The organism is Scytonema sp. PRP1 (assembly GCF_036697665.2).
GTDB classification, from domain to species: Bacteria; Cyanobacteriota; Cyanobacteriia; order Cyanobacteriales; family Nostocaceae; genus Kalymmatonema; species Kalymmatonema gypsitolerans.
Map to the genome: position 1 here is coordinate 193,723 of NZ_JBAHYJ020000132.1, position 23,973 is coordinate 217,695.

General features: G+C 46.7%; 26 protein-coding genes and 4 pseudogenes. 5 read left to right on the top strand and 25 right to left on the bottom strand.

The features are described 5' to 3' along the window. Nucleotides 1-21 precede the first annotated feature (21 nt). The 6 genes and pseudogenes from V5G28_RS35090 to xseA form a co-directional block, all read right to left on the bottom strand. Nucleotides 22-882, bottom strand: a complete 861-nt coding sequence (locus V5G28_RS35090; RefSeq protein ID WP_332996247.1) for a helix-turn-helix transcriptional regulator — start codon at nt 880-882, stop codon at nt 22-24. A gap of 234 nt (nt 883-1,116) precedes the next feature. Next, nucleotides 1,117-1,512 (bottom strand): annotated as a pseudogene (locus tag V5G28_RS35095) (LuxR C-terminal-related transcriptional regulator); the annotation flags it as partial. A 103-nt stretch (nt 1,513-1,615) separates the two neighbouring features. Further along, nucleotides 1,616-1,801: pseudogene (locus V5G28_RS35100) on the bottom strand (response regulator); the annotation flags it as partial. A 249-nt stretch (nt 1,802-2,050) separates the two neighbouring features. After that, nucleotides 2,051-2,299: a UPF0175 family protein gene (locus V5G28_RS35105; protein WP_332996249.1), complete on the bottom strand. Its 249-nt coding sequence runs from the start codon at nt 2,297-2,299 to the stop codon at nt 2,051-2,053. A 174-nt stretch (nt 2,300-2,473) separates the two neighbouring features. Then, on the bottom strand, nt 2,474-2,674 hold the full coding sequence (xseB, locus tag V5G28_RS35110) for an exodeoxyribonuclease VII small subunit (RefSeq protein ID WP_332996251.1): 201 nt from the start codon (nt 2,672-2,674) through the stop codon (nt 2,474-2,476). A 36-nt stretch (nt 2,675-2,710) separates the two neighbouring features. Then, nucleotides 2,711-3,964, bottom strand: a complete 1,254-nt coding sequence (gene xseA / locus V5G28_RS35115) for an exodeoxyribonuclease VII large subunit (RefSeq protein ID WP_332996253.1) — start codon at nt 3,962-3,964, stop codon at nt 2,711-2,713. A 291-nt stretch (nt 3,965-4,255) separates the two neighbouring features. Here xseA and recA point away from each other — a divergent pair, with 291 nt between their 5' ends. Beyond that, on the top strand, nt 4,256-5,344 hold the full coding sequence (recA, locus tag V5G28_RS35120) for a recombinase RecA (protein WP_332996255.1): 1,089 nt from the start codon (nt 4,256-4,258) through the stop codon (nt 5,342-5,344). A 53-nt stretch (nt 5,345-5,397) separates the two neighbouring features. Here the strand turns inward: recA and V5G28_RS35125 are convergent, their stop codons facing one another. From V5G28_RS35125 to V5G28_RS35170, 10 genes and pseudogenes are all read right to left on the bottom strand, one after another. Then, complete coding sequence (locus V5G28_RS35125) at nt 5,398-6,057, bottom strand: Na(+)/H(+) antiporter subunit B (protein ID WP_332996257.1); 660 nt, start codon at nt 6,055-6,057, stop codon at nt 5,398-5,400. Continuing rightward, nucleotides 6,054-6,689 carry a DUF4040 domain-containing protein gene (locus V5G28_RS35130; RefSeq protein WP_332996259.1) on the bottom strand — a complete coding sequence of 212 codons (636 nt, stop codon included), beginning with the start codon at nt 6,687-6,689 and terminating at the stop codon, nt 6,054-6,056. The genes V5G28_RS35125 and V5G28_RS35130 overlap by 4 nt, the downstream gene beginning before the upstream one ends. Beyond that, the gene (locus V5G28_RS35135) at nt 6,682-6,963 is read right to left on the bottom strand and encodes a monovalent cation/H(+) antiporter subunit G (protein ID WP_096564334.1); all 282 of its coding nucleotides are present in this window, start codon (nt 6,961-6,963) and stop codon (nt 6,682-6,684) included. Before V5G28_RS35135 ends, V5G28_RS35130 begins: the two co-directional genes overlap by 8 nt. Next, nucleotides 6,960-7,211, bottom strand: coding sequence for a hypothetical protein (locus V5G28_RS35140; protein WP_096564333.1), 252 nt, complete (start codon nt 7,209-7,211; stop codon nt 6,960-6,962). Before V5G28_RS35140 ends, V5G28_RS35135 begins: the two co-directional genes overlap by 4 nt. Further along, nucleotides 7,208-7,597: a cation:proton antiporter gene (locus V5G28_RS35145; protein WP_096564332.1), complete on the bottom strand. Its 390-nt coding sequence runs from the start codon at nt 7,595-7,597 to the stop codon at nt 7,208-7,210. Before V5G28_RS35145 ends, V5G28_RS35140 begins: the two co-directional genes overlap by 4 nt. Beyond that, nucleotides 7,594-9,026 (bottom strand): annotated as a pseudogene (locus V5G28_RS35150) (cation:proton antiporter). The gene V5G28_RS35145 and the pseudogene V5G28_RS35150 overlap by 4 nt, the downstream one beginning before the upstream one ends. Beyond that, the gene (locus V5G28_RS35155) at nt 9,023-9,217 is read right to left on the bottom strand and encodes a hypothetical protein (protein ID WP_332996299.1); all 195 of its coding nucleotides are present in this window, start codon (nt 9,215-9,217) and stop codon (nt 9,023-9,025) included. Before V5G28_RS35155 ends, V5G28_RS35150 begins: the two are co-directional and overlap by 4 nt. After that, nucleotides 9,214-10,641: a cation:proton antiporter gene (locus tag V5G28_RS35160; protein ID WP_332996263.1), complete on the bottom strand. Its 1,428-nt coding sequence runs from the start codon at nt 10,639-10,641 to the stop codon at nt 9,214-9,216. Before V5G28_RS35160 ends, V5G28_RS35155 begins: the two co-directional genes overlap by 4 nt. Further along, nucleotides 10,638-10,973, bottom strand: coding sequence for a cation:proton antiporter subunit C (locus V5G28_RS35165; RefSeq protein ID WP_332996295.1), 336 nt, complete (start codon nt 10,971-10,973; stop codon nt 10,638-10,640). Before V5G28_RS35165 ends, V5G28_RS35160 begins: the two co-directional genes overlap by 4 nt. 53 nt (nt 10,974-11,026) lie before the next feature. After that, the gene (locus V5G28_RS35170; protein ID WP_332996302.1) at nt 11,027-11,323 is read right to left on the bottom strand and encodes a hypothetical protein; all 297 of its coding nucleotides are present in this window, start codon (nt 11,321-11,323) and stop codon (nt 11,027-11,029) included. A 109-nt stretch (nt 11,324-11,432) separates the two neighbouring features. Here V5G28_RS35170 and V5G28_RS35175 point away from each other — a divergent pair, with 109 nt between their 5' ends. Beyond that, nucleotides 11,433-12,653, top strand: a complete 1,221-nt coding sequence (locus V5G28_RS35175) for an ATP-binding protein (RefSeq protein WP_442994320.1) — start codon at nt 11,433-11,435, stop codon at nt 12,651-12,653. Between the two features lie 1,135 nt (nt 12,654-13,788). Here the strand turns inward: V5G28_RS35175 and V5G28_RS35180 are convergent. The 9 genes and pseudogenes from V5G28_RS35180 to V5G28_RS35220 form a co-directional block, all read right to left on the bottom strand. Next, complete coding sequence (locus V5G28_RS35180) at nt 13,789-15,201, bottom strand: cation:proton antiporter (protein WP_442994321.1); 1,413 nt, start codon at nt 15,199-15,201, stop codon at nt 13,789-13,791. A gap of 280 nt (nt 15,202-15,481) precedes the next feature. Then, on the bottom strand, nt 15,482-15,814 hold the full coding sequence (locus V5G28_RS35185) for a P-II family nitrogen regulator (RefSeq protein WP_096564327.1): 333 nt from the start codon (nt 15,812-15,814) through the stop codon (nt 15,482-15,484). Nucleotides 15,815-15,907: 93 nt separating this feature from the next. Continuing rightward, nucleotides 15,908-17,131: a sodium-dependent bicarbonate transport family permease gene (locus tag V5G28_RS35190; protein ID WP_096564326.1), complete on the bottom strand. Its 1,224-nt coding sequence runs from the start codon at nt 17,129-17,131 to the stop codon at nt 15,908-15,910. Between the two features lie 125 nt (nt 17,132-17,256). Beyond that, a pseudogene (locus tag V5G28_RS35195) lies at nt 17,257-17,467 on the bottom strand (SulP family inorganic anion transporter); the annotation flags it as partial. A gap of 324 nt (nt 17,468-17,791) precedes the next feature. Next, a complete protein-coding gene (locus V5G28_RS36980) occupies nt 17,792-17,950 on the bottom strand; it encodes a hypothetical protein (RefSeq protein ID WP_442994322.1) in 159 nt (52 codons plus the stop codon). 769 nt (nt 17,951-18,719) lie between these two features. Further along, entirely contained in the window at nt 18,720-19,100 is a 381-nt protein-coding gene (locus tag V5G28_RS35205) for a hypothetical protein (RefSeq protein ID WP_332996267.1), read from the bottom strand. 379 nt (nt 19,101-19,479) lie between these two features. Continuing rightward, nucleotides 19,480-20,379 (bottom strand): alpha/beta hydrolase, encoded by a 900-nt coding sequence (locus tag V5G28_RS35210; protein ID WP_332996269.1) that lies wholly within the window; start codon nt 20,377-20,379, stop codon nt 19,480-19,482. Nucleotides 20,380-20,431: 52 nt separating this feature from the next. Beyond that, the gene (locus tag V5G28_RS35215) at nt 20,432-20,665 is read right to left on the bottom strand and encodes a hypothetical protein (protein WP_332996271.1); all 234 of its coding nucleotides are present in this window, start codon (nt 20,663-20,665) and stop codon (nt 20,432-20,434) included. Between the two features lie 47 nt (nt 20,666-20,712). Next, the gene (locus tag V5G28_RS35220) at nt 20,713-21,270 is read right to left on the bottom strand and encodes a DsbA family protein (protein ID WP_332996273.1); all 558 of its coding nucleotides are present in this window, start codon (nt 21,268-21,270) and stop codon (nt 20,713-20,715) included. A 358-nt stretch (nt 21,271-21,628) separates the two neighbouring features. Between V5G28_RS35220 and V5G28_RS35225 the strand changes: the two genes are divergently transcribed. From V5G28_RS35225 to V5G28_RS35235, 3 genes are all read left to right on the top strand, one after another. Next, on the top strand, nt 21,629-22,129 hold the full coding sequence (locus V5G28_RS35225; protein ID WP_332996275.1) for a helix-turn-helix domain-containing protein: 501 nt from the start codon (nt 21,629-21,631) through the stop codon (nt 22,127-22,129). A gap of 237 nt (nt 22,130-22,366) precedes the next feature. Then, nucleotides 22,367-22,819: an IS630 family transposase gene (locus tag V5G28_RS35230; RefSeq protein WP_332996277.1), complete on the top strand. Its 453-nt coding sequence runs from the start codon at nt 22,367-22,369 to the stop codon at nt 22,817-22,819. Nucleotides 22,820-23,080: 261 nt separating this feature from the next. Then, a protein-coding gene (locus V5G28_RS35235; protein WP_332996280.1) for an IS630 family transposase occupies nt 23,081-23,955 on the top strand; the annotation gives its coding sequence in 2 pieces (ribosomal slippage) (nt 23,081-23,410 and nt 23,413-23,955; 873 coding nt in all). The last annotated feature ends 18 nt before the right edge of the window (nt 23,956-23,973 follow it).

The following is a 23,973-nucleotide window of genomic DNA, read 5'->3' on the forward strand; positions in this document are numbered from 1 at the left end:
GCTTTTTTTAGAACATTCCTGCTATTGATTGCGGAATTTGAGCGGGGTAGTTCCAACCAGACGCTTAAATTGGCGCGTGAAGTGGCTCTGATCCGCAAACCCAACCAGACGAGCAATGTCAGCAATCATTAACTCATTGTGCTGCAACAACTGCATGGCTCGTTCCATCCGACACTGCATCACATATTGATAGACTGAAACGCCTATCGATTGCTTAAACAGCCGCGAGAAGTAATATTGGCTCATGCCAACTTCACAGGCGATGTTTGCCAGCGATAAGTTACCCGCTAGATTATCCTGAATGAATTCAATGACGCGACGCAATTTGCAAGGCGAAAGACCATCTGCATAATTTCGTGGGGTTAAGGAAAACTCACTATATCGCCTGACTAAATGAATCGATAGGAGATGTGCAGCAGACTCTGCATATAAATAGCTACTTACTGCATTTGTCTCTAATTCTGTCTTCAGATTTAACCCAATTTGGTGAATCAGCGGGTCTCGGATTCTAAAGTGCCGAATAATTTTAAGCTGCTCTGGCTCAACCAACTCTTGAACGGCATGGGCAACTAACCTGGGTTCTAGCCGCAGCAAGAGAAATTCACCTTCTTGTTGCCGACGGATTTTAGGACAAAGACCGGGAGGCGCAATCAGAATATCGCCCTTGACTCGGCAATCCTTGAACAGCCGTCCGTTCATCCAGTGCTCTACCTCAATCGGTTCCCCCAAGTAGATATTGATCAGATAACAAGTCAAGTTGGTTTCAGATATTTCTTGCGCTGGTTGACGGTGATGTTCCAGAAAAATGGCATTCCAGCCTGCGTCTTGGCTGGATAAGAGCGGTGGACGGTGATCGGGCGATGCAGTTGTGGTTTCTCGCATGCAGTGCAGGGGTTGAGCAAGGAGGCTGGTTTATTTCGGTACTTTACAGGATAGAAATTTTTGCGATCCTACTGTGGCATTCGACTTAGACAGGAGTGGAGCGATCGCCCCATCGACAAACTCAAGGCATCGTCCCATCAATAACCTCATGGTAATACCGTTTTGAAAAAAGAATGCGACACATGATGGCTTATATACTCCTGAGTTTTGAATCAACAGATATGATGGTGAGTTTTACTCTTCTATCATCAAGTCGCTTTTAATTAATCGTTTTTGTAAAGCAACAACAACAGCAGTCTGGCGATCGCCTACTCCCAATTTATGCAAAATGGCATGAACATGCACTCTAACTGTTCCAGGTGTAATGTAGAGTCCAAGAGCTATTTCTTGATTGGTTTTTCCTGCTGCCAATAGCGACAAGATTTCCTGTTCGCGATGGGTGAGAGGATTGGATAGTTTTGAAATATTTTCTGAGTCTGGTTGAGACGGATCGAATGCAAATGTTGAACGAATTTCTTTGGTTGCAGTTTCATCCCACCAAGATGCCCCAGCAGCGATAGAACGGAGTGCCAACACCAACTTTTCAGGAGCAATTCCTTTGAGGCAGTAGCCTTGAGCACCTGCCTCAATTATAGCAGGGGACTAGGGATTGGGGACTGGGGACTGGGTGAAAAGTCTTTCTGTGTCTAGGTTTTATCATCTGTTGATGTCCTAACCACCTTGGCTGTTGCTATAACCGCGCAATCAGGGATTTTTGAGAATGGGAAGTTAAAACTAAGATTGGCAGATTGGGATTTTGTTGCTTAATTTGTCTACACGCCTCGATTCCCCCGATTCCTGGCAACCCTACATCTAAAAGCACCACATCGAGAGAATTTTGGTTGACTAACTCAATAGCTGTTTCACCATCTTCAGCCTCAGGCTAGCGCAATAGCTTCACATTTACCTTCATCCAATTGTTGCTCCAAGAGGGGCGGTTTGTTACTTGTCGTACCTCAATCCATTCGAGTGTCTTGACCTCGCTGGAACCTGGAACAAGAGTTGCTGTACCCGTCAGTTCCTGATAAACAGCTTCACAGAATCAAAATTTTACTATATAGCTGCCGGAGTAAATCTAATTGACCAATTGCAGCAAGGCTAGTGATTGGCGAAGTATCACTGACAATAATCACAACCTGCCTAACTCCCGCAAGTTCTTCAAATCGAGTTCAAAATCTTCAATGTCATAGGAGTAAAGAGGAATTTCACGTTCTTTAAGTAACTGCTGAAACTGTATTTTATCTATTTGTGCAAACTTGCTGGCGTGTCCAAGCGCAAGCTTTCCAGACTGAAACAATAGCAATGCAACTTCCTGCTTGAATTCGGCTTCTGTCATCCCGCAAGCACGCAAAGTTTCATCTGATATGATGACACTCATAGTTTCCTCTTGTTAAAGATAGTACAGACATTTACTCCTACTCTTCTTCTAGCTTAATCCAAGCTATACATTGAAATATTACTGTTTCAAAGTGTTTGATTTCCTACTTTATCTTTTTCTTCCGACTTTATCTTTTTCTAGCCTAAATAGAATAACATCCTTATCAACTAACATTTATTCTTCTTTCAACGTTTCAATCAACAAATCTACCTTCTGCTGTCGCTCCTGCAAAAAGTTCTCACATTGACGCAAAGACTCAACAGCCGTTGCAAATTGGTCAAACACTTCTTCTAATTCCAAATCACCCGCCTCAATACGAGCAATAATTCTCTCTATTTCAGCAACCTTAGCCTCATAATTCCAACCTTGATTCATAAAATTTCTTGGCGTCCTTGGCGTCTTGGCGGTTCGTTACTCTTTAACTTCAATAACCTTCACTTTAACCTCACCCTGACCCAACTGAATCAACAACTCCTCGCCCACAGCCAACTCAGCAGCAGAACGAGCGATGGGCAAAGCCCCGCCAGAGGCGATCGCACCATTTTGCTGACGCACCACCGCATAACCACGCTGCAAAACAGCCTTAGGGTCAAGAGTTGCTAACTTTTGGCGTAACATCTCTACGTGCTGTGTTGCTTGCTGCAATTGCGTCGTTGTCGCACGCACCAATTGCTGACGCTTCCAACTGAGTTCCTGCATTTCCTGCTGCATTTGTCTATCTAACCGCAAGCGTCGCAAGCGGTTTCGCATTTCTTGGATTTGGTTTTGTGACGTTTTCAAACAAGAATGTACGCTCTGGTGTAAAGCAACGACTCGCTGTCGATGCTGAGTATATAATTCCGCTACCGCTGGAACAACTCGTTCCGCCGCCGCCGTAGGTGTATGTACGGAAGCATCTGCAACTAAATCTACCAACGACTCATCCCTTTGATGACCAATGCCGCTAATCACTGGAATGGAACAACAAGCAACTGCTCGCACTACGCGTTCATCATTAAAGCAAGCTAATTCCTCAACCGCACCCCCGCCCCGTGATAAAATCAGTACCTCAGCACGTCCATCCTGTTCTACCCGTTGAATGGCTTTCACTATCGACTCTGGCGCTTGCTCACCTTGTACTGTAGCAGGCGAGAAGATAACGTGTAAACCTGGATACCTATGCTTAAGTGTCTTTTGAATATCACCCCAAGCCGCAGCCGTGGGTGAAGTCACAACGGCGATCGCCTGGGGATGACGAGGAAGCGATCGCTTTCTTTGCGGCTCAAAAAACCCTTCCGCCTCCAACCGTTTTCGCAATTGCTGAAGGCGTAGCGCTTGCAAACCAACACCAGCCGGCAAAGCCTGCCAAACCGAAAGCTGATATTCTCCCCTTTGAGGATAAAGCCGAATACTTCCCAAGATAATTAACTGTTCACCTGGAACGGGTATCTGTGCCAGTTTTGCCAATTGGCTATTCCACGCCACACACTTAATAGCAGCACCACCATTTGGATCTTGCAGCGTAAAAAATAACCCACTGCGATGATGGCTCTTGCTGGAAACTTCTCCAGTCACCCAAACTCGTTGCAATTCCTCATCTTGTTCTAGTAAAAAGCGGATATAGTCGGTTAACCCAGCGACTGAGAGCGCTGTTTCAGCAATCAGATCAGGATAATCAGCAGTCATCAAACCCTATAATAAGTGCAAAATAATTATGCAAATCCTAGCAAATATCGCATCCTGGCAGATTTTGGTGATGTCGTTGTTCAAGTAGAAGGCAGATATCATGTTGCGCGCGAAAATTTGCTACATAGTTGTTTATACTTACCCAAACGAAACGGCAATTGAGCTAGGATATTGTCACACTTCGTTATTGACAAGTTATTCTCTAGCAAAGTGTGTTTAAATAAATTAGTATATCTGTTCTACTCCAACTCCTAAACCCACACTCCCGAGATCCATATATAGAGGCTCTGAATGGCTATTAACACCACTGATGTTGCTGGCAAGCAAAAAGCGCTCAACATGGTACTGAACCAAATTGAGCGTACCTTTGGCAAAGGAACAATTATGCGCTTGGGCGACGCTACCCGGATGCAGGTAGAGACGATTTCCAGTGGGGCGCTGACCCTGGATCTGGCGTTAGGTGGCGGTTTACCCAAAGGACGGGTCATTGAGATTTATGGTCCAGAAAGTTCCGGTAAGACGACATTAGCACTGCACGCGGTTGCCGAAGTGCAAAAAACCGGCGGTATTGCTGCCTATGTTGACGCTGAACACGCTCTTGACCCCACCTATGCTGCGGCGTTGGGTGTTGACATTGTAAATTTGTTCATTTCCCAACCTGACACCGGGGAAACTGCTTTAGAAATCGTCGATCAGCTTGTCCGTTCTGCTGCGGTTGACATTGTTGTTATTGACTCTGTAGCAGCACTCGTTCCCCGTGCTGAAATTGAAGGCGATATGGGTGATGCCCATGTTGGTCTTCAAGCAAGATTGATGAGCCAAGCTTTACGTAAAATTACTGGTAATATAGGTAAATCTGGTTGCACAGTTATCTTTCTTAACCAATTGCGCCAAAAAATCGGTGTCAGCTACGGTAACCCAGAAACGACAACTGGCGGTAACGCTCTGAAATATTATGCTTCGATACGCCTAGACATTCGCCGGATTCAAACCTTGAAAAAAGGCACAGAGGAATTTGGTAACCGCGTCAAAGTCAAAGTTGCCAAAAACAAAGTTGCACCGCCTTTTAGAATCGCGGAATTTGACATTATCTTTGGCAAAGGTATTTCTACTTTGGGTTGTCTTGTAGATTTGGCAGAAGAAACTGGTATCCTAATCCGCAAAGGAGCTTGGTACAGCTACAATGGCGAGAACATCTCCCAAGGTCGAGACAACGCTATTAAATACCTAGAAGAAAAGCCTGAATTTACTGAAAAAATTAAGCAGCAGGTGCGTGAAAAACTAGAAATGGGGGCTGTTGTTTCTGCTAACTCTGTGAAGAAGACAAGCGAAGACGAAGAAGAAGAAGAAGAAGAATTAGAGTTAGTCGAAGAAGATTAACAAAGCGTGCTTTTGCAGCTTGGTGAGTGGAGCGATCGCTCCACTCACTTAATTCACAATAACCCCCGATAATGAATAAAAACCAAAATAGCCGCCCAAGAACCCAACGCGACTTTTACTGCGACCAGAATGTTGAGCAGGGGGATAACCCCGCCGCTGAAAAGTGCCCCCAACTCTCCGTGCGGTAATTCTAATCCGGCTAGAGTTATAACCGACAGGACAATGAAAATAAGAACCGAAACCTTCTCCCATGTAGCGGCGTGCCAGCGCTGATAGATCGCCTGCATCCACTCGGTTGATGAGGTAATCGCAACAAGACCAATCGCCGTTCCGCCCGCAACTCCAGCCGCAAAACCACCGCCGGGACTCAGATGCCCCCGAATCGCCAGTTCGATAGCCACCATCGCGGCAATGGTGGCTCCCAGACGCGCCATAACAATCGAGGGTTGATCGGTGAACTGATAGATCGCACAGAACGGTCGTTCATTCGCCAGTAGAAACTTTGCACCCATTACGGCGATCGTAAATACTACCACTTCAAAGATGGTGTCATACAACCGATTCCTGAGAATGACAGCCGTAACTGCATTAGGTACTCCACTTTCTTGTACAAGCGTTTGGACAATCGAGAGCGATAAGTCCGGTGCCGGATTGGGCATGATCAGGAATTTGACGAACAGCGCTATCCCCGCGGCAATGTAGACCCATTTCATTTATGTTCCTCCCCTGAGTCTGGTGCATTTACATAGGTCAGGCTTGTCGCTGGTGACGAAAGTTCGGTTCGCATGATGTCATACAGGCGTCGCACCCTAGTTGTGGTGTGATAGGGTTGCTGTTCGTCCTCACTCGCTACAAAGTCTTGATTATCGTAGTCTCGTCTGGCACAGGCTGCATGGACTTCTTTCTCCATTAGCGCCCGGTGCAAAGCCTGCGTATTCGTGTACGGCACTACCTCAACACGCATATAGTGTTTGTGAAAAATTGTTCGTAAGTCATTCATCAGTTGCTGAAAATGGCCACACTTCTGCGAAGTCGCTACGCTAACAGCTTGTCCGGCTGCTAGAGACTCGTCATCTGTCTCACTCGCCCCGTCTTCGATCACGCCAAGACGCATCACCAGCGAGGAACGCACCGCGATCGCATAAAGCGTAATCGCCAGCAGAGTACCCATCAAGGCTTGGGTCAAAGCAACATCCGCCGCCCCCAAAACCGCAAATACTAATGTCGCCACCGCTCCCTGTATTCCCTGGATTACCAGGGCATGGTAGGGATTGGTCTGAAGTAACAGCATGAGCGCGGACAACGGCAGCAGGGCAGTTATGACATAGATATAGCTATCATTCATCGTTTCCTCCCGTGCTGGAACAGTATGCCAATACATACCCCAGCACTGTATTCCAAATTGCTAAGGTGATGATGCCAAGGATGAGCAGCGGCCATTCGCTAGGTACCTTCGGAAGGAGCAGTCCGACGATGATGAGCATGCTCCCTAGCGTATCTGCAACCGAAAGAGTATGCAGCTTGAATAATACCGAGCGATCGCCGATTAGGGGGAAAGTTCCCCAAAACCAGAAGAAAATTCCTATACCTATGCAAATGTAACTAAGCGCGTTGATCATAGTTCATTCAGGCGTTTAAGGACTTGTGCCAACAACATTAATCCGGCATTACCCACACTCAGGATGATTACCCCTACAACTCCGAGCATCCAATCATCCCGTAAGACTGATACAACCAGGAGTATGATTGATGTCTTAGTGGCGACACTGGCAAATGCCAACATCTTCTGCCAGATATTCTCATCCTGCCAAGCCTCGTACATGGGTATGAGCAGAGCCAGAATCATTGCAATCAGTGCTAAGTTCATCGCTTTTTCCTCCGTCGCACCCAGTGGACTTCGTACCAGCCATTTTCGTGGTATTTCAAGACAATAGTTGTGGGCGTAAAGGTGATCAGAAATATATCCAGGAAGATGAGTCCGGGTGTCCGTCCGGGTTTGACTCGTTCCATCGTCACATCTTCGTAATTATGGGGACTGACGATCATTTCAAAGGCTTCCTTATATGCCTGCGGAATCGCCACGAGGGTTTCCCACAGCGCCCGCAGCCAGTCCTTTAATGCTTCCGGGGTTTTGGGACGCCCCGGTAATAGGAGTGCGATGCTGACACCGATGATAATATTTGCCACACTCAGATTAGCGGTGAGCAAAAACCAGATGGCCAGTCGCAATATCAAATTCAGATGCCCAATCATGCCATCACCATCCAGAAAAGCAGGAGCAACATTAAACTCATCCCACCGATCAGATGCTCAAATTGCTCCATAACACGGGGCAGCTTGAGTATGGATCGTTTAAAAATCAAAAGATACGCCAACCAGCCAAGGCCGATGGTTGCGAGTGGTTTTACAATATTCTCAATGGTATAAGCCTCGTAATAGACAACGTTTGCCGCAAACAGGCCACCGAGCAGCACGATCGCCGCTGGCCAGAAACCGGGCTTTACTACCTCTTCGCCGCCCGCTTTATGCGGCAAGAATATGAATTTGGCAAACGAGATGGCTGTTCCCAAAGCCGCAATATTCATAGCGATCGCTTGCCAGGGCAGAAGATTCTTCGTCGTCAACACCTTTGCCCCAAAGCCAGACAACAAGGGAAAGCCTGAGATCGAAAAGCTGGCGATGACCAGAGCAATCCAGACCGTTGTATTGATCGGCTTATGTTGCAGTTCCTTGAAGTTGCGGCTCGGTAAAGCACCCGCGATCAGGAAGAGTACCGATTTGACCAAGCCGTGAGTCAGTGCATAAAACCCACCTACTTTAGGTGCGGCGAGGATAAAGCCTAACTGCGAAACCGTATGAAACGCCAGCATCCGCTTGGTATCTTTTTCAAAGACTGCATAGAACACGCCCAGCAACGCTGTCCCGACTCCGAAAATCCGGATGAGTGGATCGACCTCAGCCACCATCAGCGCACAACGCACTAGCGGATAGACTCCAGCTTTGACCACAACTCCCGACAGCAATGCCGACACTGGCGTCTCCGCTTCGGAGTGGGTCAACGGTAACCACAATCCCGATACAAACACCCCCCCTTAACCAAGAGTCCCAGAAAGATCAGGGCAAGCGCCTCCGGTGGTGCCCCGCGCAAACTTGCAAAACTAAACGAATGATTTGTTTGATAGGCTAGCACCGCGCCCACCAGATAAAACAGCATTGCCGTATTGCTGATAAACAGATAGCGCAATGCCACCCAAATCGAGCGATCGGTGCGGGGATAGGCAATCAAGAGAAACGCCGCAATTCCACTGACTTCTAACGCCACGTATAAACTGATAAAGTCTGCACAGGCGAACGCAGCATTGATGCTACCGTGCAAAATGATGGCTTGTGCATAAAAAAAAGCTGTCTTACCGCTGTGCCAACAGTAGAGGATGACTGCTGCTGTTACTATGGCATTGGTCAAGATAAAGTAGCCGCTTAACCGATCGACTACTAATGTGACGCCGAAATGATCGAGTAACTCTAATGTCAGGGGCGACTGTTCGACAAATAGCTGCAAGGCATATCCCACCGAAACAAAAGCCATGCACAATGCGAGTATTCTGTCAAGTTGGGGGAGCAGATAAATGGTGAACCCCAGAAAAAACGGTAGTGCGATCCATGTGAGGGTAATGGTAGTCATGGCGTATTGCTCTTCTCGTTAGCGAAGCGGGACGCGATAGCCTCCATTTCGTTGCTTTCCAGGGTGGGATTATCCCCTGCCAGCTTCATGACACCGACCAGCATTAAGCACTGAATCGAAAAGCCGATTTCCTCCGCCGAACCCAGAAACCAGATGGCTAATCGCCATATCACCTTCAAATGCCCCATCATGCCAGTACCATCCCAAACAGTAGAAGCAACATCAGACTCATCATACCGAGCAGATGCTCAAATTGCTCAAGGACACGGGGCAAAATGATTAGTAACCGTTGAAAAATCAACAAATGCGCCAACCAGCCAACGCCGATGATGGCGAGTGCTTTCATGATATTCGTAAGGGTATACGCCTGGTAATACATCCCACTATAGGCAATAAGCGCAGGGAGCAATAGTATCATCGGTAGCCAGAAACCGGGTCGTACATCCTTTCGTCCCCCATAGGGCAGAAAGATGAATTTGGCATACACGATCGTTGTTCCCACAGCCCCAACGTTCATGACAATGCTTTGCCAGGGCAGCAGATTCTTCATCGTTAATATCTTCGCCCCAAAGCCGTATAACAAGGGAAAGCCGGAGATCGAGAGGCTAGCCATGACTAAGGTAATCCAGAGCGCTGTATTGATCGGCTTATCTTGTAGTTCTTTGAAGTTTCGGCTCGGTAAGTTACCCGCAATCAAGAATAGCGCCGATTTAGCCAGTCCATGCGCTAGCGCATAAAAGCCCCCCACAACCGGGGCAGCGAGAATCCAGCCTAACTGCGAAACAGTGCTAAACGCCAACGTGCGCTTGGTATCCCTTTCAAAGATGGCATAGACTACTCCCAAAAGCGCTGTCCCAACTCCAAAAATCCTGACAATGGGATCGACCTCCTCTACCATCAGCGCACAACGCACCAGAGGATAGACACCTGCTTTGACCACAACTCCTGAGAGTAAGGCTGACACTGGCGTTTCCGATTCGGAGTGGGTCAACGGTAACCATAATCCCGATACAAAAATTCCTCCCTTGACTAGTAGTGCCAGAAAGATCAGTGCCAATGCCTCAGTCGGAGCCTTGCTCAATCCAGCAAAAGCAAAGGAATGATTTGCCTGATAGACTAGCACCGCGCCTACCAGATAAAACAGCATTGCCACGTTGCTAACAAACAGATAGCGCAAGGCTACCCAAATCGACCGATCGGTGCGGGGATAGGCAATCAAGAGAAACGCCGCAATACCACTGACCTCTAACGCCACGTATAAACTGATGAAATCTGCACACATAAACGCGGCATTGACGCTGCCATGCAAAATGATGGCTTGTGTATAAAAGAAAGCCGTTTTATCGGTGTTCCAACAGTAGAGGATGACTCCAGTGGTGACTAGCGCATTGGTCAATATAAAGTAGGCGCTCAATTGGTCAGCAACTAATGTGACGCCGAAATTATCTAATAATTGCAGTGTTAGCGGCGACTGAGCGACAAATAGCTGCAACGCATATCCGGCAGAAACAAGGGCTACGCCCAGTGCGAGGTATCGGTCAAGTTTGGGGAGCAGATAAATGCTGAACCCCACAAAAAATGGTAGTGCGATCCATGCGAGGGTAATGGTAGTCATGGCGTATTGCTCTTCTCGATCTCGTTGCTTTCCAATGTCGGATTATCCCGTGCCAGCTTCATGACACCGACCAGCATTAAGCACTGAATCGAAAAGCCGATCACAATCCCCGTCAATATGACCGCCTGGGGAACCGGATCGGCGTAAGCCCGATTGTTGACATCTGAAACAATGGGTGTGAATAAGCCATCTCGCGATGCAACCAGCACGTAATAGGCGATAACCCCTGTGCTCATGACATCCATGGAGATGATCTTCATAACAAGGTTTTTTTTTAAAATGATGCCGAAAAATCCGCACAATATTGTTGCGAAGACGAATGCTTCTAACACGGGAATTGCCTGTTGAGTAAGGGTCGGTCGTATATTATCTTTGAAAAAACACACTATTTCTGATAGGCAGTTTGATTTCTCCGGCTCACTGGAGGGAATCCGAATTTTGCCCCATTGCGGATAACCGTTGCTTGAGTCGTGACGGCTTTGGATAGCGCCGCTATCGCTTCTTCAGCTTTTGATTCCTGAATAAATCCGACGCTCGCGTTGGTCGTGGTTACTCCCCAAATCACCCCTGCCTGCCAAGTTGTCGGCTGCACAAGACGCTGTGCGGTCGTGGATAGATGAACCATGAGTAAATACCTATCAAACCGTGCTAAAACATATATAGCACGATTAAATAGTGCCATACCATAGCAGCACTATAGAAAAGTGCCAATAGAAACCATAGACTAATGCCACATCAAACCGCTTTGCCGAGTCACTAAGCCATTCAAAATTCAAAATGCTCTAACTCAAATGAAAGAATCGACTTATGGCAGAGCCATGCTAAACTTTAGCCCTGACTCACGCGCCGACAAAGTAAACGGCTTGCAAGATAGTCAAGCTCCAAATCAAAACGTTATACCCGTGAATCTCTTAAATTTGTCAGCACCGTTTGCATTAGTAGGGCGGCAGGCTCAATTTCAACGCATCACGCAGGTTTTAGCGCGTGACGGCGACCTGCTGATTGTGGGAGTGCCGGGAAGCGGACGGCGGACTCTGGTGCGGCGGGCGGCTCAAGAAGTTGGCGCTCAAATCTTGGAGGTTGACTGCATCCGAGTTACCGATGGTCAGCGCTTTGTGCAATTGCTGTGCGAGAGTATAGACCAGACGTTTCAAAGTGCAGCAGCTCGATCGCTAATGCAAGAGTGGATTGAAGACAAGGCATGTGGATTATTTGTCCTGAAAGACGAAGCAAGTGGCAGACAGCGACTGAAACCCGTTCGGGCAGAGAGCCAAGAGCAACAATGGAGAGCATTTGAGGTATTACTCCATCTTCTGCAACAGTTAGCGGAGTCTTCGGGCAAACGGGTGGTACTGATTTTGGAAAGCTTCCCCCACATTCGCTCTTGGGATCGCAATGAAATGTGGGAAACGTTTTTGAGGAACGAGATTCAGCGTCAGACTCAGGTAAGTTATGTATTAATCGCCACGATCGCAGAAATCAGCATTCATCCCGATGAACCTGGCAATAATTTGGAAATCGTGCAATTGGCTCCCTTAGCCGATAATGTTGTCGCCGCTTGGGTTCAGGAGGGCTTGCATGCCGAAGGGCTGACATTCGATCCGCGATCGCAAGCGCTGGAACTCTTTGTCAATGCGGTGCAGGGACACTTAGGCGATGCTTCGGCACTGGTGCGACGGCTAAAGTCGGTACGAGTTTCTGACGGGCTAATTCGCGATTGGCACGTCCAGCACGCAATCCAAGAACTGCTAACCGACCTATCGATGGTCTTCGAGTCATTACTCATGCTGCTTCCAGCCAATCAGGCGCATCTTTTGGAATCCTTGGCGTTAGACCCTACGGACAAGCCGCAAAGTCGAGATTACATTCACAAGCATTACCTGTCCAGAGGGGGTTCTCTCCAAGGAGCGATCGCGGGATTGCAGCACAAAGGCTTGATTTACGGTTCTGAACAAGGTTACCGACTTGCTCTGCCTCTCTTTGCTTTGTGGCTTCGCCAGCGCCTGAGTTAATCTAACCGAACGAGTCTGCGTTTGATGGCTAGGGTAGCGGACAGCATCCTGAAAGCGTAACAAATACTTGGATAAATTTAAAACACTTTTTTGACCTTTTTCTTGCCAACGTTTGAGACGACTAATCACTCTTTTAACGTAACCTCTATCAATTGAATCCAGGATGTGTTTTATCCAAATAGAACGCATTTCATCACTAAATTCCATTGCTTCAGCTGTCGCATAAATATGCTGTTTAAGATGTGCCCGATCTAGAATAAACTGAAAATGATTAAATTCAGATGATAATGCTTCTCGTCAGCCATTTCCCCCATCTGCTACACCATAAACTAATGTATAAGTAGATAGTTTGAATAGCTTGAAGTAGGATTTGACTCACTTGTTCGACAATGTCAGAGTAATTTTGATTCATAATACTATCCAATTTGAGTTCACATCTTCTTAAAACACTCCCATATTTCGGGAGTTTGTGAAGTCAAAATTCTACTGCATTGCTGTTGGTGCTTATTTACTCATGTCAGCTTTCCCAAAAAGTTTTCCAGAAGCCTCACCAATCCTTCATTTTCCCTTAGAAATACAAGGAGCCGAAATTAGTTTGTCATGAGGATGGGGAGGTGGAGCATCGCTCCACCTCCCCATCCCACCTCAGGCGATTATCATTATATTTAGCTGCGGGATATTAAGCGATCGCTCACTTACCAACTACTTTTGACCACACCCATTGATTGACACTCTCCAGCCTAAAGGCATGGAGATTCTTGCTTCATCCGTCCTCTCTAGATATCTGAATGCAAGCATTCAAATACCCCCGGAGCGGATACGTCCACAAGCGCACACGGGCTGTCCGACCGCGTTTGAAAGGATTTATTCAATTCTTTAGATTTTTCTCATTCCCACACTATGTCGCACTCAGCTGAGCATTGTGGATGGTGAAGCAGCGCGGTCTTGGGGGTTTCCCGCATGAGCGACTGCTGAACCCGAAGGGCGAGCAACCAACGTTGGCTATCTAGGCGTATTACCGCATTGCCATTTATCATTATGGCATACTTGACACGATTCGTCAATAAAGCCGTCAAACGAAGGACGGGGCTTTAAACCCATTCTTTCGGTAAACAGCCGTAATCTCGTAAAACCGTTACTCACTTGCTGTTTCTACAGCCGTGGTAGATTCTGGGATGGGATTCGTGGATGAACCAAAGGCAACCCGTAAAAAAGGTGGAGCCAGGAAAGTTGTCAAAATTACCATGATAATAATCGACACCTCCAGCGGCTTATCCAAAATGCCGCTAGCTGAGCCGATGCCAGCAAACACTAGGCCCACCTCACCTCGAGGGATCATCCCAACCCCGATCGCCACTCGATTGATGCCGGGTTGTCCAAACACTGCCCAACCTGTGATCAGCTTGCCAATAATCGCCACCCCCATCAAAAAGACAGCAATCAATAGTCCTGCCCGATTCTCCGGTACCGCCGGGTTCAAAACACCGAGGTCGGCACGCGCTCCCACCGTCACAAAGAAGATGGGTACCAGTAAATCGGCGATCGGTTTGATTAATTCATCTAACTCGTTCCGGGCATCGGTTTCATCGAGCACCAAACCTGCTGCAAAGGCACCTAAAATCGCTTCGAGATGAATGGCGTTCCCTAAAAATGCCATAAAGAAAGCGAAGATAAATGCCGGAATCACAATATTTCCACGGGTTTTGAGCTGATCCACGATCGCCACAAAACTTTTGTTAAAGATACCCCCCAACAAAATTGATCCAATCAAAAATGCCGTAGCGCTGACAATCAAGTAAATGACATTGGCGACATCAATCTCACCGGTTTTGGCTAAGCTGGCGACTACAGCCAGGACAATAATGCCGAGGACATCATCAATCACCGCCGCGCCAACAATGATTTGCCCTTCTTTGGATTTGAGTTGACCTAACTCTGATAACACTTTAGAGGTAATGCCGATACTCGTTGCCGTTAACGCGGCCCCCGCAAAAATCGCTGGAATTGCTGCTACATGAAAGAGCATCATTAACCCTGCCGTGCCCGCCGCAAAAGGTGCCGCGACTCCGACACAGGCGACAACCGTGGCTTGAATTCCCACTTCCTTCAGTTGCCGCAGATCGGATTCCAGTCCAATTTCAAACAGCAGAATAATCACGCCGATTTCAGCCAGAACCGAAATCACTTCACTTTGCGACTCAAAGATCCGGGTCAGCGCATCCGGTGCCAATTGATTCAATCCTTGCAGCGCCGTCATAATCACCGAGTCAGAGGCAGACAGCCCCCCTTCGGGAAAGATCACCAGGTGCAACGCCGAAACACCGACAATCACACCGGCGACCAGTTCCCCCAGGACGGGCGGAAAATCCAATCGCCTAGCGACTTCTGCGCCGAACTTGCTGGCCAGATAAATCACCACCAGCGTCAGCAATACGCCAGACAGAATAATAGGTGAATCCTCAGCAACAACGGTCGCCAGGAATGGTATCGGAGCCATGAGAGCGGCGATCCCCCCACTGAAAGGAGGCAGAAAGTTGGACAGAATCATGAGTTTAAAACGATGAAGGTTAAGGGTCTGAGGAAGTCATAAAACTGCGGGGGGTATGAAAAAGGCAACCGATCAAAGATGGTCATGCTTTGGATGCGGTTGCCTGGATCGAGACAAGCTTAGTTGTCAGTGAGTGACGCGGGCGAATGGGTGTTGAGATTATCTTGAGTCACAATCAGCTTCTCCGCTTGGGCATCATCTAAATCGACTAACGTTTTGAGTAACGGTCACCAAAAAGCCGGGGTCATGACCCGGCTTTTTCGGTCTGTGTCGTCTCGATTCAACAGCCGTCTGGTCCACAGAAACTGTGCCCGTACAGTACCTCCGCGTCACAGATATAGATCATGCCCGCAAAATCGAGGAAAAACTTTATTGCGACCTGATCCGCAATATTCTCGGCCATATCCCGATCCGGGGTGAGCACCTCGAATTTTATATTCGCCGTGGTGTCAGAAACGCTGGGTTGTCCCGACGAGCGCACGTTGCGACTGCCTTTACCGCCGGTTTCCAGAACCGTATAACCGGTTGCCCCGGATTCTTCGATGATATCGGCGATCTTTTTCAGCAGAATCTTTTCCGTGACGATGACGAGCTTTTTGGCTGGCTTGGCCATGTTGGTTACCTCCTTACCGTAATTGATCTTATATATTGAGTCGCTTGGTCTGCCGGGTCAAGGGAGGGCCGACAGACCGCGACCCGTCTGGGATTACCTGCCGCCTATCGCCTGGGCGAGTCCGAGGAAGAGCGGTATACACAAGCCGATCGCAACGGGCGTACCGATGGCTGTGGAGGCCCCGATGTAGGCGGAGGGATTGGCCGACGGGATACCGGCTCGCAACGTGGGCGGACCTGAGATGTCTGAACTGGAGGAGGCGATGACGGCCAGAACCACGACACCGCCCAGGCTGAATCCTGCGACGTAGTGGGCAATCAGGCCGAGACCGAAGGCGATAAGCCCATGCACAAACGGTGCCACTACGCTATACACAACGTACCACTGAGCCACCTTACGTAGTTCGCCAAGTCTTGACCAAGCCTCCATACCCATGACCACCATCAAGATCGAAAGCAAGCCTTTGAAGGCGGGATCGTAGAAGCTTTTATAGACACTTTCCGGCTGGGCGAATATGCCAAGAGCAATGCCGAGCAACATTGCCGATAGGGCAGGCCCCTGGAGGCTTTCCTTCACGATCGGCCATATTTTGACCCGATTATCCGCAGACTGTTGCTTTCTGAGATACTCTTGTCGGCTGCTGGGATAATCACCTGCGGGACTGGGAGACGTGCCTGCGGGACTGGGATAATCGCCTGTGGTACTGAAAGACGTGCCTGCAGGTAGAGATGCGCCTGCGCTACTGAAAGCCGTGCCTGCGGGACTGGTATATTCTCCTGCGGGACTGGTATACTCCTGCTTGCTGAGAGACTCGCCTGCTGCACTACGCTTCTTCTTTTTGAGATAAATGTTAGCCACCACAATCGCCGTTACGAGCGCTGGGATATCCATGAAGGGATAGAGTGCGCCAGCCCATGCCTCGTATTGCATTTTTTGTCCATCCAGTACCGTCAGGGCGGCGGCCATAGTAGAGCCACTCACAGCACCAAACAACCCCCCGGTCGCAATCGCATCTACGGTTTTGACCTTCGGCAGCTTGGCCAACGTATAGCGCGCGATGAATACAATGAGAATTCCTATTGCTATAGCAGACGCTACGGGTAACACCATATCCGTCAGGTTGGAATTGCGGATCGCCTGACCACCGGTCAGACCGATTTTCATGAGCAGCATGAAGACGATGATCTGAGTAATCGCCTCTGGAATTACCAATTCGCTACCGAGAGCGGCAATGACCATACCACCAATCAGAAAGCTGAGTGTTGGGGACTGCAACTGCTTAACGAAGTCCATTAAAAATAAGGACAAAAAATCCACGAATACCTCCTTGTGCCTCCTCTGACGAGGAGTAGTGCAATAAATGAACTAAATGAAATTTATTAAAGAGTGATGCGCTTTACCCCTACAGCACAGGTGCTGCACGAGAACCTGTAGACAGGGCTTACGGTCATTGCCCCGGTCGGTTCACAGATCAACGTTGGGATACCGCCAAACAGGGCGGCAAAAAAGCCGCCACAAACTGCCCCATAGAGTCCGCCGAGGGCCTCCACCCCCAAAGGCCAGAGCCAGGGGTAATGAGACAACGGCAGTCGTGACACCGCCGAAGATAGCGCCCCCGAGGTTATTAAACCGGATGAGATTGGTGATTGCCATCATTGAGGTAAATGAACGGTAGATCAAACTAACTAGAAGCGACCCATTTCATAGAAAGGATCGGCTATAGATAAAAATCGGCTGGAGAATGGAATCTGGCATCTGCGATCGCGCGCTCAAAGAAGTCTCAACAACAGACTGCCGAGAATAATTGCCAAGCGACTTCAAGCTCTGAAAACCTAAATCGTAATAGTTAAATAATTTGGATATTCTTATACTGTATGCCACTTTGGGTAGTAATACTTGCTGAGGGATCAAGAAAAAAGTTGTTGTATACATAGAGATTCTTCTATGGTTTTTAGATCAGAGGTTGTTTGTAAATGATTATGAAGGAGCTAATTGAGGCGTTGCAAGTCGTTTCAACATCAAACGAATCATGACGGTGTAAATCATCGATTCGCTGACTTCTGGTAACAGTTCATAGTTTTTACGCGCATCGACGATATTGATTCCACCACCCAAACGTACGTATGCGTTCGGCACGCTGAGTCCCAAGGGGACACGCTGCGCGAACGCATACGACAATCCAACGTTTCGGTAACACTTGAAATCCTGGTTCAGTACGACAAATCACATCCACGGTTGCTGTACATATTTGATGCTTTTGTAGAAGCCAGCCTCGTCAGTGTAATGATGCGAGTCCTGATGGAAAATTCGCAAACATCCCAGAAGTCCCAAAAAGAAGCGACCACCACTGTCCGTTGATGGCAAACATCCTCACTGTTCCACGGCTCGAAAGCTCAAGCAATACAAAGCAACTCTTGATGCTATCCCGTGAAACAAGTTCATAAAATATGTTATTTGTCAATATTTAGAGGGCTGGTCTTTCAGCGGACACGATATGAGAGGGGAGCCGCCGTATTAAACATTTAGTCTGTTGACATTACCAAACAAGCTTTTCTGCTGTTGTTATACCGTTTCTTTATGAAGCTGCGCCAAACTCTGTTTCGGAAGAAAGGTTGCAGCATAGATTCTAGTCTAAGCTTGATTTAGCGTATCTTCATACAGAATTGGTATTACTTCCAGGTATAAAAAAAACAAACCGATAAGTAAGTTGGCGTCAAAAAATCAACCTATGTAACTAAATGTAAAGCCAACGAATACTTTAAAAATAGCTCATTCCACCGTTTTTACAAAACTAAACATACATTAGTTTTATCGTGCCGACTTACTTATCAGTGGCAGTTTGAGTCAGTAGCTTGTGAAGATTCGGAACTTCTTAACACACGATCAATGATTGCATCAACGCCTTTCATGCATTTGGTGTACAACCTTGACTCATAATCGAGCGACCGTTTTTGTACACCTCTAAAGTCCCCTGCCCTTGATGATCTCCCCTACCAGCAAGCACTTGATATTCATAGTTGCCATTCTTAAACTTATACACTTGAGCTGATCCTGTATTGTCTGCAGTTCCCTTGCCCAAACTCAAATTACCTTGAGGACTTGTAGAACGGTAGAGAAGTTCACCCGAATCATACCTTCTCCAAACATTAACGTTGTATCCACCTTGGCACTTCAAACTGAGTAGCAAGCCAGCAGTAGAGTCAGCTGAGGCAGGTAAGACGAGATAAGCTGAAACACAACTCATCAAACCAAGTAGTAACGCAAACCGCTTTAGTAGTGTTTTCATAGTTTCCTCTTGTAGTTTTGAGTGTTCGGTTTTTTACCCTGATGAGTCATCAACCTTGTTTGATACAATTTCAGATTTGAAATTGTAGATTGCAAGAGCCTTTTTAGATAAGCTTTTTAAGAAATTATTTGCTCTAAACACCATTGAAATTGATTTTATTTTGGTATAAATTATGAGCGCAATTCTCTCAAAAAACTACATCCACAATTTTCTCTAATCTCACAATCAATTTATTGTTTGTGCTGTAAATTGATGATCGTTTTGTCCAACAGAACTGTCACTTGGTTCTCCAACTCCGGTCTGATACAGTTTTATCCAGCTTGGTATGCAGACGATGCACTTTACGAGAACGGCAGCTTCCAAAACAGCTGCTTCAAGCCTACTTCAAATATTTCTCGAACCATCTCAACGCAGTTGTACTTGCAATCTCAAAGCCCTCTCCCTGGAAGCCATCAAAGTGTCCGCCCTTCAAAATTGTGAGAGACTTCGGCTCCGTCGCGTGTGCATAGACATCGGCGGTCAAGTCGGGGGCTGCAAGAAAGTCCTTCTCACCCACAATCACGCATAGCGGGGTGGGAAAGATCGCCTCGAGGTGAGGAATCGGTTCGTAATAGAGACAGTGTTCAATCGATTCAAAGGTGAGCCGATTTTCCCATCTTCCTTCGCTCGCGCTTTTGGTTGATTCAACCCAATTGAATGCATCGGGTGTCGCAAGAAAGGAGGGTTGACCGGGCGGAGCAACCAAAGGGAAGTAGCTTACCTTTCCGGTTTGATACCGTTTTATCCGGTCCTGTGAAAGCATCTTTGTGAGTTCCTCCAGTTCAAGTGGGGAGACTTGGCGGCGAGAGTTGAGAAACGCATTCACCGTAGGCATTTGTGCCACGACCGCTTTCACGCGCGGATCAAATGCGGCTAAATGCAGCACGTGACCGCCGCTATAGGAGAAGCCCCAAACACCTATGCGTTCAGGGTCAACTTCGCTTTGTAGTTGGGTCCAGGTGATGGCATTGCGGTAGTCCTCATGCTGCTCGGCAGGGATCATTTGTCCACGAGGCTCTCCCTCACTGGCACCAAGGTAGCGATAATCGAACAGCGAGACGACGAACCCGGCTTGAACGAATCTCTCAGCAAACTGTGGCAAGCCCATCTCTTTGGTCAACCCAATTCCATGAGCCATGACAATAGCCGGAAAGCGATCGCTGGATGCGACTTTATCTGGAGTGTAAAACGTGACGGAACACTTTAGACCTTTACTTTCAAAACTGGTTGTTCTTTGCATATTTGTTTACCGTTTCATTTCACCGAATAGCTTTGGCGTAGTGAACTCAAAGTTATTTGTTTTCCACAATGATTTGCCTGTATTCTGGCTTGCTCGAATCGCGATCAAGGGGAGCAGGATTGTTGCCCTCAGCTTGAAAAGCATAAGCTTGTTGAAGCAACTTAGCAACCTCTTGTGCAACAGCAGTAAGTGCATCATTAATAGAGGAATTGTCAAAAAAATCAGTCTGAGTTGGAACTTTTAGGTACTCAAAATCATCTTTGACCAGTGATGAAATAGATGCCATAAAACTATTCTCCGTAAGACATTTGTTAGGGTTAAAGACCAGCAAGGTTAATAACTTGCAGTGACAATAGCTGCCATCAACTGCTCAATCTTCCAGCGCCCGAGATAGCGAATTCCATTAATAAATAGGGCTGGAGCAGCGGTGACTCCACTGAGTAATCCACTTTCGATATCTTGATTGATGCGATCAACGTGCACCTGTTTGGATATATCTTGCAGAAATTGGGAGATATCAAGTCCTAGATTATCGGCATACTCTACAAGATAGCCGTTTCCCAACTCTTGTTGATGGGTGAACAAAATGTCATGCATCTGCCAAAACTGACCTTGGGCGGCTGCTACTTGGGCTGCTTCGGCGGCACGTAGAGCATGAGAATGAATCTGTATCTGTGGAAAATGACGGAAGATGAAGCACAAATAGTTCTCTCCTAAAGAAACACTAAGCTGTCGCCGAATGACTTTAATCAGCCGATAAACGTCAGCGCTCTCAGAACCTTCATAGTCCCCATACATCACCAGCACTACGGTGGCACTCACCACACCTTGTACGTGATCCTGTGTTGAAGGCGGAAGGAATAACAAACTGCGATCTCGGTCTTGGCTCACTCGATACCTCTGAGGAAAGAAATACTTATAGCAAGCGATGCCTGCGGCGGGCTACGCCTACGCCATACGGCCCTCTTTCTGCAATTTTTGTGTAAAGCAAACTTAAATCTTGCAACGGGCGTTGCTATCAGCGTTTGCATAAATTCAATATATGCAATTGCCTCTAATTTGTCGTCCACTTTGAGTTGAAACTTTTGTTCAGTAAAGTGATTGATGAATCAATCCATCTCTAAATCGAAACTTGGCTCCAACTAAAGTTGGAATATAAATTCAAACTGAAGTGCTAATTTTAGACTTAATACCATTTCACGAAAAGTGTGATACATATAATTGCAGGTGCATCACTCATAAAAAAACAATGTGTAGGGTTCTCAAACTAGAGATAAAAGAAACACAGGCTGAACTTCAAGAGTTGTTGAGACAGCAAAAAACTGGATATGGGAAAGAACGAATACAGGCATTGTATTTACTCAAAACGCGACAGGTAGAAACAGTACAGCACTTAGCAGTAGTGCTAGGTAGAGGGCGTATGACGGTGCAGAGGTGGTTAAAGCTCTACAGAGAAGGTGGGTTAAGCACCCTGCTCGAACTTCGTAAAAGTCCAGGACGACCAAAAACCATTTCCCTTGAGGTGCGATCGCTAATTAAAAAAGAATTGTCTGAGCCAGAAGGATTTAAAAGCTACGAGGAAATTCGTACTTGGCTTTTAGCCTCTGAAGGCATCGAAGCGTCATATAAAGTTGTCCATGAAGTTGTACGCTACAAGCTAAAAGCAAAACTAAAGGCACCACGTCCGCGTAGCCTCAAACAAAATAAGGGTGTGGAAGAAGACTTTAAAAAAAACTTCCATCATGGCTAGAACTAATAAAGAAGTATTTAATATCACATGACGACCAACATCGTCAAGTACGTTATTGGTGTGGAGATGAAAGTAGATTTGGTCTTCTCACATCTTGCACCTAACTGTATAAGCCCGTACAAACCAAAAATATATGCGATAAAGCTACATTATTTTTCTTGGCTTTTCTCGCTATATAAAGGACTTTTGGTTTCATATTGAGTAACGAAGTACCATCAATTTTTCTTGGTGCAAAATGTGAGTCTTCAAACTATAACGGGAAGATTGATAACACTGACAGGAATAAAACCAGTTGGGCTGACGCAGTGGAAACGAGATAACTTTTATATCTATAGAGTTGTAGAGCCATTAACTGGAGAGAATTTTGCCCTTGAATTCTCACATTTGGATACAGTATGTTTTGAAATGTTTTTAGAAAAGTTTGCAGCATCATACCCAGAAGAATTACATATTATTCAAGTGGATAATGGTGCATTTCACTTCAGTAATTACCTCCGAGTACCAAAAAACATAATTCTCTTGTTTCAACCTCCGCATACGCCTGAAGTCAATCCACTTGAGAGATTATGGAAAGAAATTAAAAAGACATTGAAATGGAAATGTTTCCAGACGTTAGATGAGTTGCGAGAAGCTGTGTGGAAACAGTTAGATAAATTGACAGTTACTCAAGTGAAATCTATTGCAGGCTGAGATTTTATTTTGGAGGCTTTATTTGTATCAGGATTTTCGTGAAATGGTATAACGGCACTTTACATAGCCATTTCATTTCCGACATGAGTTTGAACTTCGCTTCTGTATATAAAGCACAATCTGCCACTATTAAACTATCTAATTGGATTTGATTTTTATACTCAACAGCAATTTCTCCAAAGTATAGCAAGCGCCAAGGCGGTTTGAGCATAAACTAGATGTAGTCCCTTTTTTTCCTGCAAAGTGTGCTCGCGCTAACATATGCCTAAACCTTACAGTTACGACCTTCGTCAAAAGGTCATCCAAGCTATCGAACTTGATGGTTTGAAGAAAAGCGAAGCAAGTCTTGTGTTCAATATCAGTCGCAACACGATAGACTTATGGCTGAAGCGACAAGCCGAAACTGGGGACTTCCAAGCTTTGCCCAATCAGGCTCCGGGTAATAATCATAAAATCAGCGACTGGGAAAAATTCCGTGAGTTCGCTTCATCTCATGGAGATAAAACCCAAGTTGAGATGGCCTCACTTTGGGAGGGAGAAATTAGTGATCGCACAATCTCACGGGCTTTGAAGAAAATTGGTTTTACTCGAAAAAAAAGACCTATGGCTACCGTGAGCGCGATGAAGCCAAACGACAAACGTTCATAGATCAGTTATCTACACTACCCTCGGATAAAATCGTGTACTTAGATGAGTCTGGCATGGATAGTCGAGATGAGTATGATTATGGTTGGAATGAAAAAGGGGAGCGCTTCCATGCACTTAAGTCAGGCCGACGCTCTGGACGGGTTAACATGATTGCCGCGCTGTGTAACCAAAACCTAATAGCTCCCTTCACTGTTGAGGGTGCGTGTAATCGAACAGTTTTTGAAACTTGGCTGGAAGCTTGTTTGCTTCCAATACTCGAACCGGGACAGGTTTTGGTGATGGATAATGCCACATTCCATAAAGGTGGGCGCATTCAACAATTGATCCAGGATGCAGGGTGTGAACTGCTGTACCTACCGCCTTATTCTCCAGACCTTAATAAGATTGAAAAATGCTGGTCTTGGTTAAAAAGTCGAATCCGCAAAAAACTCGATCAGTTTGATTGTTTACGAGATGCCATTGAGGATGTCTTGCTTTTTACGTCTTAACCGCCTTGGCGGTTGCTA

Coding starts and splice junctions, on each gene's coding strand:
- recA (WP_332996255.1), top strand. CDS start 4,256: ATGGCTATTAACACCACTGATGTTGCTGGCAAGCAAAAAGCGCTCAAC.
- V5G28_RS35225 (WP_332996275.1), top strand. CDS start 21,629: ATGTGTAGGGTTCTCAAACTAGAGATAAAAGAAACACAGGCTGAACTT.
- xseA (WP_332996253.1), bottom strand. CDS start 3,964: ATGACTGCTGATTATCCTGATCTGATTGCTGAAACAGCGCTCTCAGTC.
- V5G28_RS35170 (WP_332996302.1), bottom strand. CDS start 11,323: ATGGCACTATTTAATCGTGCTATATATGTTTTAGCACGGTTTGATAGG.
- V5G28_RS35210 (WP_332996269.1), bottom strand. CDS start 20,379: ATGCAAAGAACAACCAGTTTTGAAAGTAAAGGTCTAAAGTGTTCCGTC.
- V5G28_RS35185 (WP_096564327.1), bottom strand. CDS start 15,814: ATGGCCAAGCCAGCCAAAAAGCTCGTCATCGTCACGGAAAAGATTCTG.
- V5G28_RS35125 (WP_332996257.1), bottom strand. CDS start 6,057: ATGAAATGGGTCTACATTGCCGCGGGGATAGCGCTGTTCGTCAAATTC.
- V5G28_RS35215 (WP_332996271.1), bottom strand. CDS start 20,665: ATGGCATCTATTTCATCACTGGTCAAAGATGATTTTGAGTACCTAAAA.
- V5G28_RS35160 (WP_332996263.1), bottom strand. CDS start 10,641: ATGACTACCATTACCCTCGCATGGATCGCACTACCATTTTTTGTGGGG.
- xseB (WP_332996251.1), bottom strand. CDS start 2,674: ATGAATCAAGGTTGGAATTATGAGGCTAAGGTTGCTGAAATAGAGAGA.
- V5G28_RS35145 (WP_096564332.1), bottom strand. CDS start 7,597: ATGATTGGGCATCTGAATTTGATATTGCGACTGGCCATCTGGTTTTTG.
- V5G28_RS35180 (WP_442994321.1), bottom strand. CDS start 15,201: ATGATTCTGTCCAACTTTCTGCCTCCTTTCAGTGGGGGGATCGCCGCT.
- V5G28_RS35090 (WP_332996247.1), bottom strand. CDS start 882: ATGCGAGAAACCACAACTGCATCGCCCGATCACCGTCCACCGCTCTTA.
- V5G28_RS35175 (WP_442994320.1), top strand. CDS start 11,433: ATGAAAGAATCGACTTATGGCAGAGCCATGCTAAACTTTAGCCCTGAC.
- V5G28_RS35135 (WP_096564334.1), bottom strand. CDS start 6,963: ATGATCAACGCGCTTAGTTACATTTGCATAGGTATAGGAATTTTCTTC.
- V5G28_RS35155 (WP_332996299.1), bottom strand. CDS start 9,217: ATGATGGGGCATTTGAAGGTGATATGGCGATTAGCCATCTGGTTTCTG.
- V5G28_RS35105 (WP_332996249.1), bottom strand. CDS start 2,299: ATGAGTGTCATCATATCAGATGAAACTTTGCGTGCTTGCGGGATGACA.
- V5G28_RS35205 (WP_332996267.1), bottom strand. CDS start 19,100: ATGAAAACACTACTAAAGCGGTTTGCGTTACTACTTGGTTTGATGAGT.
- V5G28_RS35130 (WP_332996259.1), bottom strand. CDS start 6,689: ATGAATGATAGCTATATCTATGTCATAACTGCCCTGCTGCCGTTGTCC.
- V5G28_RS35140 (WP_096564333.1), bottom strand. CDS start 7,211: ATGAACTTAGCACTGATTGCAATGATTCTGGCTCTGCTCATACCCATG.